Below are 15,199 nucleotides of genomic sequence, written 5' to 3' on the forward strand. Positions count from 1 at the left end.
GGCCTCTCACCTCCAAGCTTAGTAAAAGCAAGCTGGATAAGTCGAGATCAACTGCCCATAAAAGCCTGATTGGTGCAACTAACAATCATTGAGGATAAGGAGCCCCCACTGATTGAAGCTTTATCTCATTTAAAAGGAATGACACCGACAGAAATAGTCACATTCCCAGACTTCTTCTTCACGAGCTCCAGCTGCTGGGCTTTCGAATACAGCCGAACAGCTGGCTCACTTACTCCATAAGCACCTGTGTACTTGAATACTGTCTCGGACGGCGCTTCAATCTTCGCCTCATTTAATTCAGCCGGAGAATAATAGATGAACTCCCAGTCGTATTTTTTGGCGACCTCAAGTAATCCTGCCTCATCCTTCTTCAAATCAATTGTGCAAACCGCCTTTACACTTTTAAGGGAAATATGTAATTCTGCCAGCGTTTCACAGATCACCTGCTCAATCTCAAGAGCGGAAGTTCCACGGTTACAACCGATCCCAATGGCCACTGTTTTCGGCCGGAATACAACGCCGTTTTCAAGGATGATCTCTTCTTCCTTCGTTAATAAGCGATGGGTGACGATAAGGGCGGCCTTCGGCTTTGCGTCTATAGCCTCTGCAATGGATGGATAAATCGTAATATTCTCAGGAAGGGGCGTATCATATATCCACCAATCCGGCTCTCCTGACTCTTGCACAACAGCAACAGGCTCCTCATTAACAACCGAGGCACTAACAGGAGTAAGCTTTTCAGGTGAATCCCACACCCATCCAAAGCGCGAACCGAATAAATCAACTGGTATCGTCTTTTGAACATCCGAAGCAGTCGTAATGATCGGTCTCGCCCCTAAAGAGGCCGCCACTTCTTTCGTCAGCTCATTGGCCCCGCCTAGATGACCGGACAGCACACTGATGACATTCTCTCCCCGGTCATCGATTACCACGACCGCGGGGTCTGTCTTCTTGTCTTTTAAAATGGGAGCAATCATTCGAACAACAGCTCCTAGAGAAATGATCATCACAATTCCTTTATACTGGCGAAAGAGCTCCGGCAGTAGCAGACGGACGCTTCCAGAAAAGAGTTGAATATTTCTGTCGGCTTCGTCCCCTTTTTCAAACTTGCTCATATAGTAGACATCTGCATTGGAGAATACCTTATGCAGACGACGAGATATGTCAACACCGTGCTTTGTAATAGCAACAATCGCATAAGCATTCTTTTGGACAATAGATGGCTGAATTCCTTCTTGCAATTCCATCATCATGCTTTTACTCCCTTTCGATAGCCATGTGTAAAGGAAGCATCGTAGAGCTTCGAACGGTATTCGTCCCTCTCGTGGATCTCAGGATCCAGCGCCCAGCCCGCTAAAATCATGGCATGCTTGCGGATGCCGTTTCTCTTCATGTCCTCATCTAAGTTTACTAATGTAGTCCTGACAACTTTCTGATCTGGCCACGAAGCTCTCTGAATGACAGCAACCGGCGTTTCATCCTGCCACCCCGCAGCCTGTAGTTCCTTTACAATTTTCTTCGTCAGCGTGGCACTTAAGAAAAGGGCAATCGTGCAATGGTGGCTAGCCAAATCCTTTAGCTTTTCCATTTCCGGAACCGGTGTTCTTCCTTCCGCACGTGTAAGGATAAGCGTTTGCGTCAAATCAGGAATCGTCAGCTCGGCTCCGATGGCCGCAGCCGATGCAAAGACTGAGCTGACGCCTGGAATGATCTCGCAGCCAATGTCTTCCTTCTTCAAGAGAGCCATTTGTTCCATAATGGCGCCGTACATAGCCGGGTCTCCTGTATGAATACGAGCTACCATTTTTCCTTTCTTCACCCGGTCAGCGATAACCTCTACAATTTCCTCTAAGTGCATGCCTGCTGTTTTTAATATTTCTGCACTGGGCTTTGCCTTTGCTATTAATTCTTCGTTTACTAATGAATCTGTGTATAAAATCACGTCCGCTGCTTGGAGAATCGTTAAGCCTTTTACCGTAATTAAATCTGGGTCTCCCGGGCCTGCCCCTACTATATAAATCTTTTTCATTTGCGCACCACCATTAATGTTAAGTATTCAAGCTCGGCTCCTTCGAGCTCACTCATATTCCAAATTACTTCTTCATCCGACGTTACCTTAGTCACGACGGAAGCCTTGTGCAATAAATCTAAGTCTTTTAGAACAGCAATCATTAAGTCTATTACTTTCGCCACTTTAATAAAAACAACGGCGTCGTGTTCCACAATAGCTTTTTTCATTGCTTCATAATCATCACGTGCTGGAACAATCGCCACATGATCGTCACCGTCAGCTAGCGCAATGCCTAGTCTAGAGGCTGATCCATTGAAGGAAGAAATCCCGGGCACTGTCTTAATATCCACCTCTGGGTGCAGCTCTCGCATTAATTTCATCATATGAATGAATGTACTATATAAAAGCGGATCCCCTTCCGTAACGAAAGCAACATTTTTTCCTTCCCTTAACTTTTCCCAAACCTTCTCTACTGCCGCATTCCATTCACGTTCCAAAATGGCCTGGTCTTTTGTCATCGGGAACACGAGTCCGAGCATCTCTTTCTCCTCGGGACGAATATATACTTCTGCAATGCGATGTGCATAGCTTTTGCTGCCTTTCCGTTTTCTGGGATAAGCAATAACAGGCGATTCTTGAATGACACGGAATGCTTTAACCGTGATTAGTTCTGGATCCCCTGGTCCCACACCTAGTCCATACAATGTGCCAAGATTAGTCATTCTCTTTCTCTTCCTTCCGTTTTGCTGTAATAATGTACACCGGATTAAGCGGTACAAAGCGATTCATTCCTAAAATGGGCTTACTTCTTGAAACTTGCGCATGCATAATGGATGTTTGAAAGCCTTCTTGTATGAAAGCTTCATTTGCCTTATACAAGTTCTCAATAGTTGCCGCATTAAGAACGATACGCCCTCCTTCACGCAGCCTTCCGCAGCAAACTTGGAGCAGTTCCTTCATCTCCCCGCCCGTGCCTCCAATGAAAACAGCATCCGGGTCAGGGAAGTCTTCCAGTCCGTGTGGCGCTTTTCCATGCACTGCGGTGATATCCGTCCGGAACTTGCGCTGATTCTCTAGGCAGTTCTCCAAATCCTGTTCATTCTTCTCTATGGCAAAGATCTGCCCCTCCGGAGCAAGCTTCGCCGCTTCAACCGCCATGGAGCCCGTGCATGTTCCAATGTCCCAAACGACACTGTTCTTTCGAAGGTTTAGGGCGTGCAAGCTTAGTACTCTTACTTCTTTTTTCGTAATTAACCCTTTATCGGGCTTCCGCTGCGAGAACTCCTCATCGTCAATCCCAAATGTCCAGCTTGGCCCGTTAGATACTTTCTTCAAAATCGTTACATTCAGGGGAGAGAAATCCCCATCGACCATTTCTTCAAGCTCATACCAGCCGGTTTTCTCGGCTTCTCCTTGAAGATTTTCAGCGACGAAGGCACGGTATTCCGTCATGCCAAAGGAAAGAAGGTATTGGGCAATGCGATTTGGGCTATTCTCTTCATCTGTAAGCAATGCCACTTTTTCCTTCCCATCGATCCTTTGTGCCAACCCCTTCATGCTGCGGCCATGCACACTTGCTATATAGGCATCCTGCCAGCTCTCTCCCATCTTTGCGAAGGCCAGCTGGATAGAACTTACATGAGGGTAAACTTCTATCGCTAATTTCTTAGAAAGGTAGCCGCCAATCCCGTAAAAAAGCGGGTCTCCAGAGGCTAATACAACAGCTGAACGCGATTCTGCCTGCAGCCGCTCGACTATAGTCTTTAATCTGCCTTTTATGACTATTTTTTCTCCTTGGTAATTCGGAAAGAAAGACAATGCTCTCTCCCCGCCAACAAGCATTTCACTTTCTTCAATCCACCGTACATATTGAGGATGTAAGCCTTCCTGTCCGTTATCCCCGATTCCGATTAGTTTCACCGATTGAGTCAATGCCAACAGCCCTTCCTAATAATTGTCCCTTCATCGAGTAAATAGCGGTTTCTATTTCCACTCCGCCTTTGATGTGATGATAGGCTGAACGGCAGCAAGCTTCACACAATTGACGAAAGAATTCATCGTGGTTCGCCTGAGCCATCAATTCCCCAACTTGTGAAGCTGTATTAGCTCCTTCCACTTCAGCCGCCAGCTCTTCCGATGCACCTACACTTCTAGCGATATTGGCTAGAAACTCAAAATTAACAGGTGCACTTTTTGAATGAACCATCATGACCCCTTGAGCAACCTTTGAAAACTTGCCCATCATTCCAACGAGCGAGACTTTTTTAATTCCCTGCTTCTTACAATTCTTTAATGAAAAGCCGACGAAATCGCCCATTTCAATAAATGCTTCCTCAGGAAGAAAAGGAAATAGCCCCATTGCATACTTCTCACTCCGTCCGCCTGTTGTCAGTACAAGGTGGTCGCAGCCACCTGACTTAGCGACACTAATCGCCTGCACAATACTTGCCATGTAGGCAGAACTAGAAAAAGGAACGACAATTCCCCTCGTTCCTAAAATCGAGATGCCTCCGACGATTCCTAGCCGGCCATTCAATGTTTTCTTGGCTATTTCTTCACCGTCAGGCACAGAGATTACAACTTTTACTCCCCGATCAATTTGGAACTCTTCCATTACCTCTTGAACAGTTGTAAGAATCATTCTGCGCGGCACTGGATTGATGGCAGCTTCCCCTACCGGGACAGGGAGACCCGGCTTCGTTACCCGGCCAACCCCCGTTCCCCCGTCTAGAGTAACTCCAGGCGTATCTGTCCAGCTGACCGTCGATACAATCCGTGCCTTATCTGTTGCATCCGGATCATCACCGGCATCCTTGATTGTCTCTGCTGTTACAGCCGTCTCGTTTATTTCACACTTTTCCATAGAGAACGTCACATCACGCCCAACAGGCAGGTGAATGGTGGCTTCCTCCTGCACCTCTCCAGTGATTAACGCTATTAGGGCCGCTTTCGTCGCCGCAGTTGAGCAAGCGCCTGTCGTGTAACCATGGCGCATGTCAGATGGATCTTTCTTTCCTTTCTTTTGCATCGTTGTTATACCTGATCAGCTAGAAGGGAAATAGCATTCAGTGCCGCTACAGTTACAGTACTGCCGCCTTTTCGGCCAACATTTGTGATGAAAGGAACTTCAGTGATTTTAGCCAGTTCTTCTTTCGATTCCGCCGCAGAGACGAATCCAACAGGCATGCCAATAATTAGATCGGGCTTTGCTATCCCTTCCTTAATTAATCGAATCAGCTCCAATAAAGCCGTCGGGGCATTGCCAATTGCGTAGATACCGCCTTCATTCTCACGTACAGCCTTTTGCATAGAAATGATGGCTCTCGTTGTGTTTTGGCGCTTCGCTTCTGCGGCTACATCCGGATCAGCAATATAACAATGCAGATCCCCGCCATGCTTTTGAAAACGGGCTCTGCCTGTTCCACTTTCGATCATTTGGACATCAGCAATCACATGCCGGCCTTTTCGGATGGCCTCTACCCCTGCCCGGATGGCGTCGGGATGAATAATGACGCTTCTCCCTAAGTCGAAATCAGCGGAGGCATGGATAATACGGCGGACGATTTTCCACTCCTCTTCTGAAAATGAGTGAGCTCCCATTTCCTCTGCAATAATCGAAAAACTGTAATCATAAATTTTATCTGGATCTACCGTCAACGGCTTAAATTCTGTTTTAAAGTCCATGCTTCTTGTCCCCTCTCAGTTAATTGTTTAGTTAACTCTGCAATCACACCAGAAAAGCTTGAATGGACATTTTCATAACGGACGTTTGGCCGCGCAATCATAATGGTTTCAATTCCGCATTCCAAGGCGGCCTCCAGCTTTTCATCTACTGAGCCGACTTTCCCGCTTTCCTTTGTGATCATTAAAGTAACGCCGTACTGCTGATATAACGCCTTGTTAAGCTCCTTAGAAAAAGGTCCTTGAATCGCTATGATGTTTTTCTGTTCAATGCCAAGCTGCTCGCACTTCTCCATGTTGTCTGTACGCGGGAGCATTCTGGCAATCAGCCTCGTATTCTCCAAACCTACCAGCTTCTTCGCAAAGATTTCGAGTGTTTTACTCCCTGTGGTCAGCATGATCACACCCTTTCTCTCGGCAGCTCGTTCAGCCGCTTCCTGGTAATCACGCACGGTCACTATTTTCTCATTTGAAAACTGCTGGTTTTCTCTTTCATAGCGGATATAAGGTACACTTGCTTCCTTTGCCCCCTGCATCGCATTCTTCGAGGCTTCCTCAGCGAACGGGTGGCTGGCGTCCACAACAGCTTCAAACCCCTCCTTAACGATCAACTCAGCTATATCAGCTGCCGTCAGCCTCCCCATGCGAGTGCGAATGCCCGCTTCCTGCAAGCTATGAACCGCCGATTCTGTCACTACGCTTGCTAATACCGAAAAGCCTGCTTCCTGTATTTCAATCGCTAACTCTCTTGCATCACTCGTGCCGGCTAAGAACAGAATCATTTTAACGCGCCAGCTCCTTGCATGTGATCATGGTGATCATGATCGTGATGATGATGGTGGTGTGCATGCCCGTGCTCCTCTGCGTATCGGCGATAGCTCTCGATGTCTTGGTCTCCGCTTGATTTTCCTTCCAGCGCTTCCATGGCACGTTCCCTTAAAATCGTTTGCAGTCTCGGATGATAGCCGAAATAATCGGCCAGTGTGAATTCACACTGCGGATACTGCTCTTTGTAACGAAGGACCATTTTTCCCATGCGTTCCATCAGGATGCCGGTAAACAAGAAGTACGGAAGCATAATCACCCTTTTGGCTCCAAGCTTCACGCATCGTTCAATACCTTCATCAACAAGCGGATCTGTTACACCCATGAACGCACTCTCTACCCATTTCACGTTCAACTCCTCCCAGAGGAGGCGGGTAATTTTATAGAAATCACTATTCGCATCTACATCGCTGCCCCCCCGGCCGATCAGCAATATGGCTGTATCCGGATGCTCTGCGGCCGTATCCAATCCTGCTTCCCCTAATCGGTCTATTAGGATTTTCAATGCCTCGGGGTGAACGCCAATGGTTTGTCCGTATGTAAACGTCACATCCGGATAACGCTCCTCTGCGTCCACTACCTCAGCTGGAATATGCAGTTTAGAATGACCAGCATGCAGCAAAATAATCGGAATAACGACGACCTCATCCGCCCCCTTTTTTACACAAGTATCAATCCCCTGTGAAATTGTGGGTGAGGCAAACTCGAGAAAGCACGTCTCCACGATTAAACGCGGATCCATAAGCGGTGTCATTCTCTTAACGAACGTGCGGACCTCCTCATTTCCTGCTTCCAGGCGGCTGCCGTGCCCGACAAATAGTACAGCTTTCATTTACATATCCCCCTTCTTAATCTTCACAAGGCGCCGGCTCGATTTTAATCTTCGGTGCGATATCTTGATAACGATACCCGTGAAGTTGTTTTGCCCGTTTGAAGTACTTAAATAATCGTTCATTCGGGTGAGCATTTTGTCTATACTCTTCAACAATGGCTGTAATGACCTCAACCAGCTGCTCGGGATCCATTCCTTCTGCCACCGGTTGTCCCGGATGAGCTGTACGCCCTACCGGCTTTGCCCCTAAAAACAAATCAAATTTCCCTCTCCGAAAGACGATGCCAATATCATTCATAACAGCCATGTAGCAAGCCATGCCGCACCCATTAAAGCCGATATTCAATTCCTTTGGCATCTCCATTCCGCCTAAGGTACGCTGCAATTCTTCCGCATAAGGAATAGACTCCGCCTTCTCTCCATCACAAAAATCACATGCTTTTAAGGTAACTACGCGACCCGTTGGTGAAAGTAAAAACCCAGCCTTCTCCAGCCTTTCTGTTATGTATTGAGGTTCGGATGTAGGAATTCTCAGTACAATCTGATGGTCAGGCGTATACTCCATCGTTCCCTTTTCACCGGTGACTTGCGCAAGGGTCATCATTTGATCTGGTGTGAATTTTTTATTCGCGACCCCTGGGCTGACAGCGAGCTCGAAAATAGATTCTGTCGGCTGCTGAACAGTGCCAATGGATGGCTGCGAATGCTTCCCGGAAACTCGTGCTAAAGCTTCCATTGCAACGTCATAGGAATCACTCTTTTTCTCCGGCTCTTTCGTAAGCAGAGCAACAGCGGACTCAGCATGAGCACTTTCCTCCACTCCTCTTTCTTGGTCCAATGCCCAAGGCTCCGCTTCCTTCTTCAGACGCTGGTGCGGTCTTAGCGGCTGCTTTTCAGCGCTAAGTGTGTATTTTCTCTGATAACCGCGTGGAGTAATCATTTTGTTGTCATACATGAAGGTGGATGAGTTCCCAATAATGACCGTTGTTAGCATGCCAATTTCATGATTCAGCATGTCCGCTAGATTGGTCATAACAATATGCTGACGCTCACGGTAGGCACTTTTCACCAGTCCGACTGGTGTTTCTGGTGAACGATACTTAAGCAGAATTTTTTGCGTTTCCACAATTTGCCGTGTTCGCCGGCCGCTCCTCGGGTTATACAGCGCAATCACAAAGTCGGCCTGCGCTGCTGCTTCCACTCGCTTGGCAATCAGCTCCCATGGAGTTAAATGGTCGCTTAAGCTGATCGTACAGGAGTCATGCATAACGGGTGCACCGATTAGGGAAGCACAGGAATTAATAGCCGAAATGCCAGGGATTATTTCAATTTCTACTCCTGTCTCTTCCTTCCAGCCTTTTTCAATAAGCACTTCATACACAAGTCCTGCCATTCCATATACACCTGAATCACCACTGGAGATGACGGCAACTTTCTTTCCGTTTTCTGCCTGTTTCACGGCTTCCTGAGCCCGTGACACTTCCTCTGTCATTCCCGTGCTAATGATGGTTTGACTAGTCAACAAGTCTTGAATAAGTTCTACGTATGTCTTATATCCAATAATAAAGTCGCTCTCTTGAAGCGCTTCTACAGCCCGGGCCGTGATATGCTTAAAGTCTCCCGGCCCAAACCCGACGACGAACAGCTTTCCTTTATTACTCACATAATCCTCTCCTTTACTTCTTTGAAATTCCTACAGGAGCAGCCGCAGCGGGATGTGGCATCATCTCCCCCTCCACAAATTGATAAATTTTATGAGAATCCAGACTTGGATGGTGAAGGTTGCGTACGATCTCACGGCCTACTTCAGGTGAATTTACGTGATACCAAATCCCCTGCGGATAAGCAATGACAATGCATGCATCCTTACAGCGGCCATTACAGCGGGTACGCGTCGTGTGTATACGATCATCCGCACCAATCAGGCTGATTTCATCCCGAATGGCCTGCGTGACTTCTTCGCCTCCCTTTCTCATGCAGCTGCTTCCATTGCAGATCAGTAAATGAGTATCTGTTCCTTTTAAATTCCAAGTAGTCATTTTCTTCCTCCTTCTTATACGACAGGGAAAATAAAAAAACCTTAACTCATAGAGTTAAGGTTTCAAAGAAGCCAGAGAACATAATAAAGCTCGCGCCGATTAGACTGCTTTATATACTTATCGCTTCAACCATTCCCTCCGAATGAGTATCGATCAAATTTAAAAGCAGGTCTCCTGGCTTAGCTTCCTCTTACTCTTGTCCCTTCCCGGCGTTATAGCCAGTGGTTTTGACAATTTCATCAGCTTCACAGTAGCGGGGGCTGCGTCGGATTTGCACCGACTTCCCTATTATCCCTAGCCCATTAGGCATCAGGCACTTTTAAATATGTTATTCAATTGTTAGTTGACATGTTTATCTATTACTTAAGTAAAAACTGTCCCTATCATAAACTATTTTTTGACAATTGAAAATAGAAAATTAAAATTCTTTTTATTTTACGTGAAGACTGTGAAAAAACGAATTTTTTCTTAGTCGTTAATGTTACTTTTATTTCCTTGTTTAATAAAAAGACCAGTTCGGGTAAACATACTTCTAGAAAAACTTCTGAGGAGTGATTATGTGAGTCAGCAAGAACAAAAACAAACGTTTCCGAAACAGCATCAAGATGTACAGCCCGGCAGAATAGATCCGATGGAGCCCCTGCCCGAGCATATTAATGACAATTACAAAGGCAGCGGCAAATTAAATGGCAAGAAAGCGATTGTTACGGGTGGAGACAGCGGCATCGGTCGCTCAACAGCCGTTTATTTCGCAAAAGAAGGGGCCGATGTCGCAGTCGTCTACTTAGAAGAGCACGAGGATGCGGAAGAGACGAAAAAATTGATTGAACAGGAAGGCCAGCAATGCCTGTTAATCGCTGGTGATCTTGGCTCGGAGGATTTCTGTAAAGAGGTCGTACAGAAGACAATAGATGCTTTCGGGCAAATCGATGTGCTTGTTAATAATGCCGGCGAGCAGCACCCGCAGGAGAGTCTCCTGGATATCACAGCTGAACAAGTAGAGAAGACCTTCCGTACAAATATTTTTGGTTATATTTATATGGCAAAAGCAGCCCTACCTCATTTGAAAAAAGGGGCCAGCATTATTAATACAGCATCCATCACAGCTTACCAGGGGAACCCGAAGCTGATTGATTACTCCGCTACAAAGGGAGCAATCGTGTCATTTACTCGTGCATTAGCCATGTCTCTTGCAAAAGATGGTATTCGTGTAAACGGTGTGGCACCCGGTCCTATTTGGACACCGCTCATCCCATCTACATTCTCAGAACAAGATGTAGCCAAATTTGGAGCGAATGCACCAATGGAGCGTGCAGGACAACCGTCTGAACTTGCACCAGCATATGTCTATCTTGCCAGCGAGGACTCCAGCTATGTGTCTGGACAAATGATTCATGTAAATGGCGGAACGGTCGTAAATGGTTAAGAAAGCATAAAAGAAGCCCTCAAGATTGACCAATCTTGAGGGCTTCTTTTCGTTAATCAGAGCGAGCGGACCTTCCTCGCTTCCACACAATATATAGGAAAGCTATAAAGATAACATAAACAGCGGCCAGCGCCGTAATAAATGGAATGTTCACTCCGGTTTTATCAGCCAGCGCATAGATTTCTGAGGTCTCCCGGTCAGTAATAATCGTAAATTGATCTTCCTGCGGACGAACCAGCCCTCCCGCCAGCAAGCCTCGCAGCTCTTTATTGCGGTGCAGCTCCTCTGCTGGAATCGCCACCTGCTGTGTCTCATCTGTATTATTAATCGCTACTATAATCGTTTCATCCTGGTACTCTCTCTTAAAGACCACCATGCCGTTTTCATTATAGATAGGCTCGTACGTGCCTCGAGTCAAGGCAGGAAGATCCTGGCGTAACCTGCCGATATCCTGAATGTGGCTAATTAGCTCATCATCTTCCTTGAAGCTGAGGAGACCATGGCTGTCCACTCCTTCTTCTCCATTAAGGGCAATTTCGGAGCCGTATGTGACAACCGGCACACCCGGGATAGTATACAGATAAGTTAATCCAAGCATCCAGCGCGTACCTGGGAACATATTCTCTTCTACCGCTTCCTTCGTAAAGCGGGCGGTCTTATTTGTATCTAAGAAGTTCGCGGACATAAGCTGCTTACTGTCCGGCGATTCTGTCAACAAGGCATCTGCCTTGCCTGAAGGTTCGTTGACATTTTTGAATTGGCTGCGCAATGAAGTGGACAGCGCCATATTCATGAAGGCATCTAGCCCTGACTCCTCATAAGCATCCATATCTGTTCCTTCACTGCCCTCGCCAACTAGGAAAGCATCCGGATACCGTGACTTCACCTGTTCAGAAAAGGCTTGAAGAAACGAAAGAGGTGCTTGACTCGCTTGGCTTAAATAGTAGCCATCAATATTCACTTGGTCTATCCACCATTCTCCTGCACGAATGAGTTCCTCCTGTACTTCTCTGTTCTCCAAATTAAGCACAGCTGTTTCTCCAAGCCATTCCTCTTCTGCCTTGGCTGCTTTGGATACAAACCAGTCTGCTTTTCCTTCCTCTTCTGTCCATGGATGGGAAGGACTGATTTGCGCAATTGGAAAATCAACGAGCACCTTGAGCTCACGGTCATGCGCTTGTTTGACAAGCTCATTCAATTCCTCTTTTGTCCCAAACTGCGGCTCGGTCTTGAAAAAATCTGTAATCCAGTAACCGTGATAGCCCCCCTCTGCATTCTCAAAGATTGGACTTATAATGATAGAAGTAAACCCCATATCCTTTATGTAATCCAATTTATCAATCATTCCTGCAAAGTCGCCTCCCTGATAAGCGAGAGGATCGTTATTATTAATCTCTTTATCGTTTTCTCGGCTTCCGTTATGGAAGCGGTCGGTCATTACATAATAAAATGTTTCATCTTGCCAGCTTCTCTCTTCCTTCTCAGCCGCATCGGCAGGGAAAACAGATGTAAGAAATACTGACAATAAGACAAGCGAATATACTAATCTTTTCACTTCGCTCCCCCCCAGTCTCAAGTGATTATACCGCTTTTAAGATTACGCTTTTCTATGACTGCCGTCAAACACAAATAAGAAAGTTCAACAAATCTACAATAACCGGAATAAGAGCGAGTTCATGAAAAAACAAAATAAAAAGCTGTCCGTTCCATAAGCGGGCTTTCCCGCTCGAAAGGACAGCTTTTTCTTCTGTTTATTAAGCAAAGAAGTTCATCCCTACCGGCAACCGGAAGCCTAAATAAAGAGTGATGATTAAAAGCACGAGCACGCCAACCAGCACTTTGCTGATCTCTTTACCTTTCTTCTTGCGTACAAGCACCATCTCCATTAAGCCGATCGTCAGTAATCCGGCAAGCATCTTCAAGCCGTACATCATATCATCAATCCCGTGATGCTGAATGAACAATAAAAGACCGGTTACTAAAACGAGCACATAGAATAATCTCAGTGCCATGTGAAGACCTGTTGAATATTTGCTTAAGGCAATGAAAAATAAAGCGATAGCTATAACCCAAGTTGTAATATGTAAGTGGGTGCTGTCAAAAAATAAGCTTTCCAACATATACTCCTCCTTTCCACTTTCCTTCTTAATAGTATCATTTTGGTCAGCAGGAAGGAAACTGATTAGGCGGTCATTATTGAACCTTATTTGTTAATGTACCAATTTGTTCAATATTGATTTCCACCACATCACCGGACTTTAAATGGCGCGGCGGCTTCATACCTTGTCCAACTCCGGCGGGCGTACCTGTCGCGATAATGTCACCCGGCTCAAGTGTCATGCCTGCTGATAACGTCGAAATAATTTCATCAATAGGAAAAATAAAATGTTCCGTGTTAGATTGCTGGCGTGTTTCTCCATTTACCTTTGTTTCGATATCCAGCGCATGCGGGTTGTCGACTTCATCCTTCGTTACAAGCCAAGGCCCCATCGGACAAGTGCCGTCTAGGCTTTTGCCAATGAAAAATTGTTTATGGCGCTTCTGCAGATCACGGGCAGTAACGTCATTGATAATGGTATAGCCAAAGATGTAATCAAGCGCCTCTTCCCTAGAGATGCCTTTCCCACGCTTGCCAATAATTACACCAAGCTCTCCTTCATAATCAAGCGCTTCCGTAATGCCGCTATGAGCCGGGATAGGTGCTTCATTTCCAATGACTGATGTTGGTGATTTCGTGAACACAATCATGTCGGTCGGGATGCTTGCTTCTCCCGCCATTTCAATCGCATGGTCCCGGTAATTCTTACCGACACACATGATATTCTTTAACGGCCGCGGAATCGGTGCCAGCCATTCCACGCTCTCTGCAGAAACAGCTGTCTGCTCTCCCTTTTCACCAGCCTGCTCGAACCATTCGTTAATGCGGGCCACCAGCTTCCCGCCAAGGGCGATTGCTTCCGCCATCGTACCAGGCAGTGTTTGTTGACCTGTCGCTTGTTTTTCTAGGGCGGGCAAACTCCACACCTTTTGTTCCTGTTCTTGATATACCCCATATGTTTCCTGACCATTTAATCGATAGCTAACTAATTTCATTCCTCTTTCTCCCTTCTTATTCGCTTTCTTTTCTCCCTTTCTTCCAAAGTCCATAAGTACTCCAGCGCCACAGCTGTTCCATCGGTCCCCGCTCAAATTTAGACAGCCAAAGTTCAGAAGCGATCACCTGAGCAGCAAAGATGGCCAGAACAAGCCATACACCTGTCGACAGTTCAATCTGCCCGTACAGCCCTAAGCCATAAGGGTAAAAGATGAGCGTGCCGATAATAGACTGCAGCAAATAATTGGTCAGTGACATTCTTCCGGCTGATGCGAACGGCTTTAAAAATGTTTGACCGTGAGCGGATGAGCCAATTGCTATGATCAGGGCCGCATAACCGATCGCTAGAAGCGGTCCGCCTACAGAGTCCTGTACAAATGTATAAGCGAGGTTTGCCTCGATGACATAAGGAAGCGCTTTTAAAATAATGCCTGCCGTGAAGAAGCTGGCGAATACAAACCAAGCAAGAGACGGACGTTTTTGCCATCTAGAGAATACTTGAAGCTTCTGTGCTCCGGCCCCAATAAGGAAAAGCGGAAAGATTGAGATCAGCTGTGTCCAAATAACGCCTAATCCATTGATTGTCAGCCAGTCAACGATCCTCTGGGCTGTTACTTCTCCAAATGTGCCGCTTCCATATGCAGCCATTGAACGCTCAACCCCACCGATATCTGTCCAGTGGGAGGTGCTAAGCGGGTCCACTAAAGACATAAGCACCAGCAGCACGCCAAGAAACACGCCTGGTATAAACAGCAGCAAGCTGCCAAGAACCACTAGCATCCTTCCGGAAAGCCGCATAAACAGCAGCAGCAAAAAGCCAAACAATGCATAGCTGAATAAAATGTCCCCTGACCAAATGAGGAAAGCATGAACAAGGCCAAGAATCATTAAGAACGAAAAGCGACGGATGCCAATACCTGTATAAGATTGGCCTCTCCGAGCAGCATGTTCAGCCTGCATAGCAGCTCCAAAACCGAACATCATCGCAAACAGCGGATAAAAACTTGCTTGGATGAATAGGTCAATCCAGCTAAAGTGCCAGCGATCGCTTGCTCCTTCCCACCATTCAAACGGATTGTAGTATATGTAAGGGGAATGAAAGGAAATCATGTTTACTAAAAAAATCCCTAAAAGCGCCAATCCTCTTAAACTGTCTAATGTGATCAGGCGCTCTTCCTGTTTTAACGGGGTTACTTGCATACCTGCTGTTCTCTCCTCTCCATGCTTGCTCCCTTCTGTCATATTGTGCTTGCTCCTTTTTATCATATCATTAATAGCGACTCTATTAACA

15 protein-coding genes and 1 riboswitch are annotated in these 15,199 nt (G+C 46.3%); of the genes, 1 reads left to right on the plus strand and 14 read right to left on the minus strand.

Going from position 1 to position 15,199, the window contains the following annotated elements; translation table 11 throughout:
* Positions 1-125 precede the first annotated feature (125 nt).
* The 10 genes from QY97_RS08255 to QY97_RS08300 are packed head-to-tail and all read right to left on the minus strand — an operon-like array spanning position 126 to position 9,388.
* On the minus strand, positions 126-1,250 hold the full coding sequence (locus QY97_RS08255) for a cobalt-precorrin 5A hydrolase (protein WP_039237591.1): 1,125 nt from the start codon (positions 1,248-1,250) through the stop codon (positions 126-128).
* The gene (cobM, locus tag QY97_RS08260; RefSeq protein WP_039237525.1) at positions 1,250-2,029 is read right to left on the minus strand and encodes a precorrin-4 C(11)-methyltransferase; all 780 of its coding nucleotides are present in this window, start codon (positions 2,027-2,029) and stop codon (positions 1,250-1,252) included. Before cobM ends, QY97_RS08255 begins: the two co-directional genes overlap by 1 nt.
* On the minus strand, positions 2,026-2,733 hold the full coding sequence (cobI, locus tag QY97_RS08265; protein WP_039237530.1) for a precorrin-2 C(20)-methyltransferase: 708 nt from the start codon (positions 2,731-2,733) through the stop codon (positions 2,026-2,028). The genes cobM and cobI overlap by 4 nt, the downstream gene beginning before the upstream one ends.
* Positions 2,726-3,943: a bifunctional cobalt-precorrin-7 (C(5))-methyltransferase/cobalt-precorrin-6B (C(15))-methyltransferase gene (locus tag QY97_RS08270; RefSeq protein WP_039237532.1), complete on the minus strand. Its 1,218-nt coding sequence runs from the start codon at positions 3,941-3,943 to the stop codon at positions 2,726-2,728. The genes cobI and QY97_RS08270 overlap by 8 nt, the downstream gene beginning before the upstream one ends.
* The gene (locus QY97_RS08275; protein ID WP_039237533.1) at positions 3,906-5,039 is read right to left on the minus strand and encodes a cobalt-precorrin-5B (C(1))-methyltransferase; all 1,134 of its coding nucleotides are present in this window, start codon (positions 5,037-5,039) and stop codon (positions 3,906-3,908) included. The genes QY97_RS08270 and QY97_RS08275 overlap by 38 nt, the downstream gene beginning before the upstream one ends.
* A gap of 5 nt (positions 5,040-5,044) precedes the next feature.
* Positions 5,045-5,695 carry a precorrin-8X methylmutase gene (locus QY97_RS08280; protein ID WP_039237534.1) on the minus strand — a complete coding sequence of 217 codons (651 nt, stop codon included), beginning with the start codon at positions 5,693-5,695 and terminating at the stop codon, positions 5,045-5,047.
* The gene (gene cobK, locus QY97_RS08285) at positions 5,665-6,474 is read right to left on the minus strand and encodes a precorrin-6A reductase (protein WP_039237535.1); all 810 of its coding nucleotides are present in this window, start codon (positions 6,472-6,474) and stop codon (positions 5,665-5,667) included. Before cobK ends, QY97_RS08280 begins: the two co-directional genes overlap by 31 nt.
* Complete coding sequence (locus QY97_RS08290; protein ID WP_039237537.1) at positions 6,471-7,349, minus strand: sirohydrochlorin chelatase; 879 nt, start codon at positions 7,347-7,349, stop codon at positions 6,471-6,473. Before QY97_RS08290 ends, cobK begins: the two co-directional genes overlap by 4 nt.
* A gap of 16 nt (positions 7,350-7,365) precedes the next feature.
* Complete coding sequence (gene cobJ / locus QY97_RS08295; RefSeq protein ID WP_039237539.1) at positions 7,366-9,012, minus strand: precorrin-3B C(17)-methyltransferase; 1,647 nt, start codon at positions 9,010-9,012, stop codon at positions 7,366-7,368.
* 13 nt (positions 9,013-9,025) lie between these two features.
* On the minus strand, positions 9,026-9,388 hold the full coding sequence (locus QY97_RS08300; RefSeq protein ID WP_039237541.1) for a (2Fe-2S) ferredoxin domain-containing protein: 363 nt from the start codon (positions 9,386-9,388) through the stop codon (positions 9,026-9,028).
* Between the two features lie 147 nt (positions 9,389-9,535).
* Positions 9,536-9,724: riboswitch (cobalamin riboswitch) on the minus strand.
* A gap of 223 nt (positions 9,725-9,947) precedes the next feature.
* On the opposite strand from QY97_RS08300, the gene QY97_RS08305 reads away from it, so the two are divergent.
* Positions 9,948-10,814, plus strand: a complete 867-nt coding sequence (locus tag QY97_RS08305; RefSeq protein ID WP_039237543.1) for an SDR family oxidoreductase — start codon at positions 9,948-9,950, stop codon at positions 10,812-10,814.
* Between the two features lie 52 nt (positions 10,815-10,866).
* Here the strand turns inward: QY97_RS08305 and QY97_RS08310 are convergent, their stop codons facing one another.
* The 4 genes from QY97_RS08310 to QY97_RS08325 all read right to left on the minus strand — a co-directional run bounded on the left by QY97_RS08310 (position 10,867) and on the right by QY97_RS08325 (position 15,150).
* Positions 10,867-12,369, minus strand: a complete 1,503-nt coding sequence (locus QY97_RS08310) for an alpha-amylase family glycosyl hydrolase (protein WP_039237545.1) — start codon at positions 12,367-12,369, stop codon at positions 10,867-10,869.
* 199 nt (positions 12,370-12,568) lie between these two features.
* On the minus strand, positions 12,569-12,934 hold the full coding sequence (locus QY97_RS08315) for a YisL family protein (protein ID WP_039237547.1): 366 nt from the start codon (positions 12,932-12,934) through the stop codon (positions 12,569-12,571).
* Between the two features lie 73 nt (positions 12,935-13,007).
* On the minus strand, positions 13,008-13,907 hold the full coding sequence (locus QY97_RS08320; protein WP_039237592.1) for a fumarylacetoacetate hydrolase family protein: 900 nt from the start codon (positions 13,905-13,907) through the stop codon (positions 13,008-13,010).
* A 16-nt stretch (positions 13,908-13,923) separates the two neighbouring features.
* Complete coding sequence (locus tag QY97_RS08325) at positions 13,924-15,150, minus strand: DUF418 domain-containing protein (protein WP_232506267.1); 1,227 nt, start codon at positions 15,148-15,150, stop codon at positions 13,924-13,926.
* Positions 15,151-15,199 lie beyond the last annotated feature (49 nt).

The sequence above is a fragment of the Bacillus thermotolerans genome (assembly GCF_000812025.2).
Taxonomy (GTDB): Bacteria; Bacillota; Bacilli; order Bacillales; family Domibacillaceae; genus Quasibacillus; species Quasibacillus thermotolerans.

Coding starts and splice junctions, on each gene's coding strand:
- QY97_RS08275 (WP_039237533.1), bottom strand. CDS start 5,039: ATGCAAAAGAAAGGAAAGAAAGATCCATCTGACATGCGCCATGGTTAC.
- QY97_RS08280 (WP_039237534.1), bottom strand. CDS start 5,695: ATGGACTTTAAAACAGAATTTAAGCCGTTGACGGTAGATCCAGATAAA.
- QY97_RS08290 (WP_039237537.1), bottom strand. CDS start 7,349: ATGAAAGCTGTACTATTTGTCGGGCACGGCAGCCGCCTGGAAGCAGGA.
- QY97_RS08315 (WP_039237547.1), bottom strand. CDS start 12,934: ATGTTGGAAAGCTTATTTTTTGACAGCACCCACTTACATATTACAACT.
- cobM (WP_039237525.1), bottom strand. CDS start 2,029: ATGAAAAAGATTTATATAGTAGGGGCAGGCCCGGGAGACCCAGATTTA.
- QY97_RS08255 (WP_039237591.1), bottom strand. CDS start 1,250: ATGATGGAATTGCAAGAAGGAATTCAGCCATCTATTGTCCAAAAGAAT.
- QY97_RS08320 (WP_039237592.1), bottom strand. CDS start 13,907: ATGAAATTAGTTAGCTATCGATTAAATGGTCAGGAAACATATGGGGTA.
- QY97_RS08300 (WP_039237541.1), bottom strand. CDS start 9,388: ATGACTACTTGGAATTTAAAAGGAACAGATACTCATTTACTGATCTGC.
- cobK (WP_039237535.1), bottom strand. CDS start 6,474: ATGATTCTGTTCTTAGCCGGCACGAGTGATGCAAGAGAGTTAGCGATT.
- QY97_RS08325 (WP_232506267.1), bottom strand. CDS start 15,150: ATGACAGAAGGGAGCAAGCATGGAGAGGAGAGAACAGCAGGTATGCAA.
- cobI (WP_039237530.1), bottom strand. CDS start 2,733: ATGACTAATCTTGGCACATTGTATGGACTAGGTGTGGGACCAGGGGAT.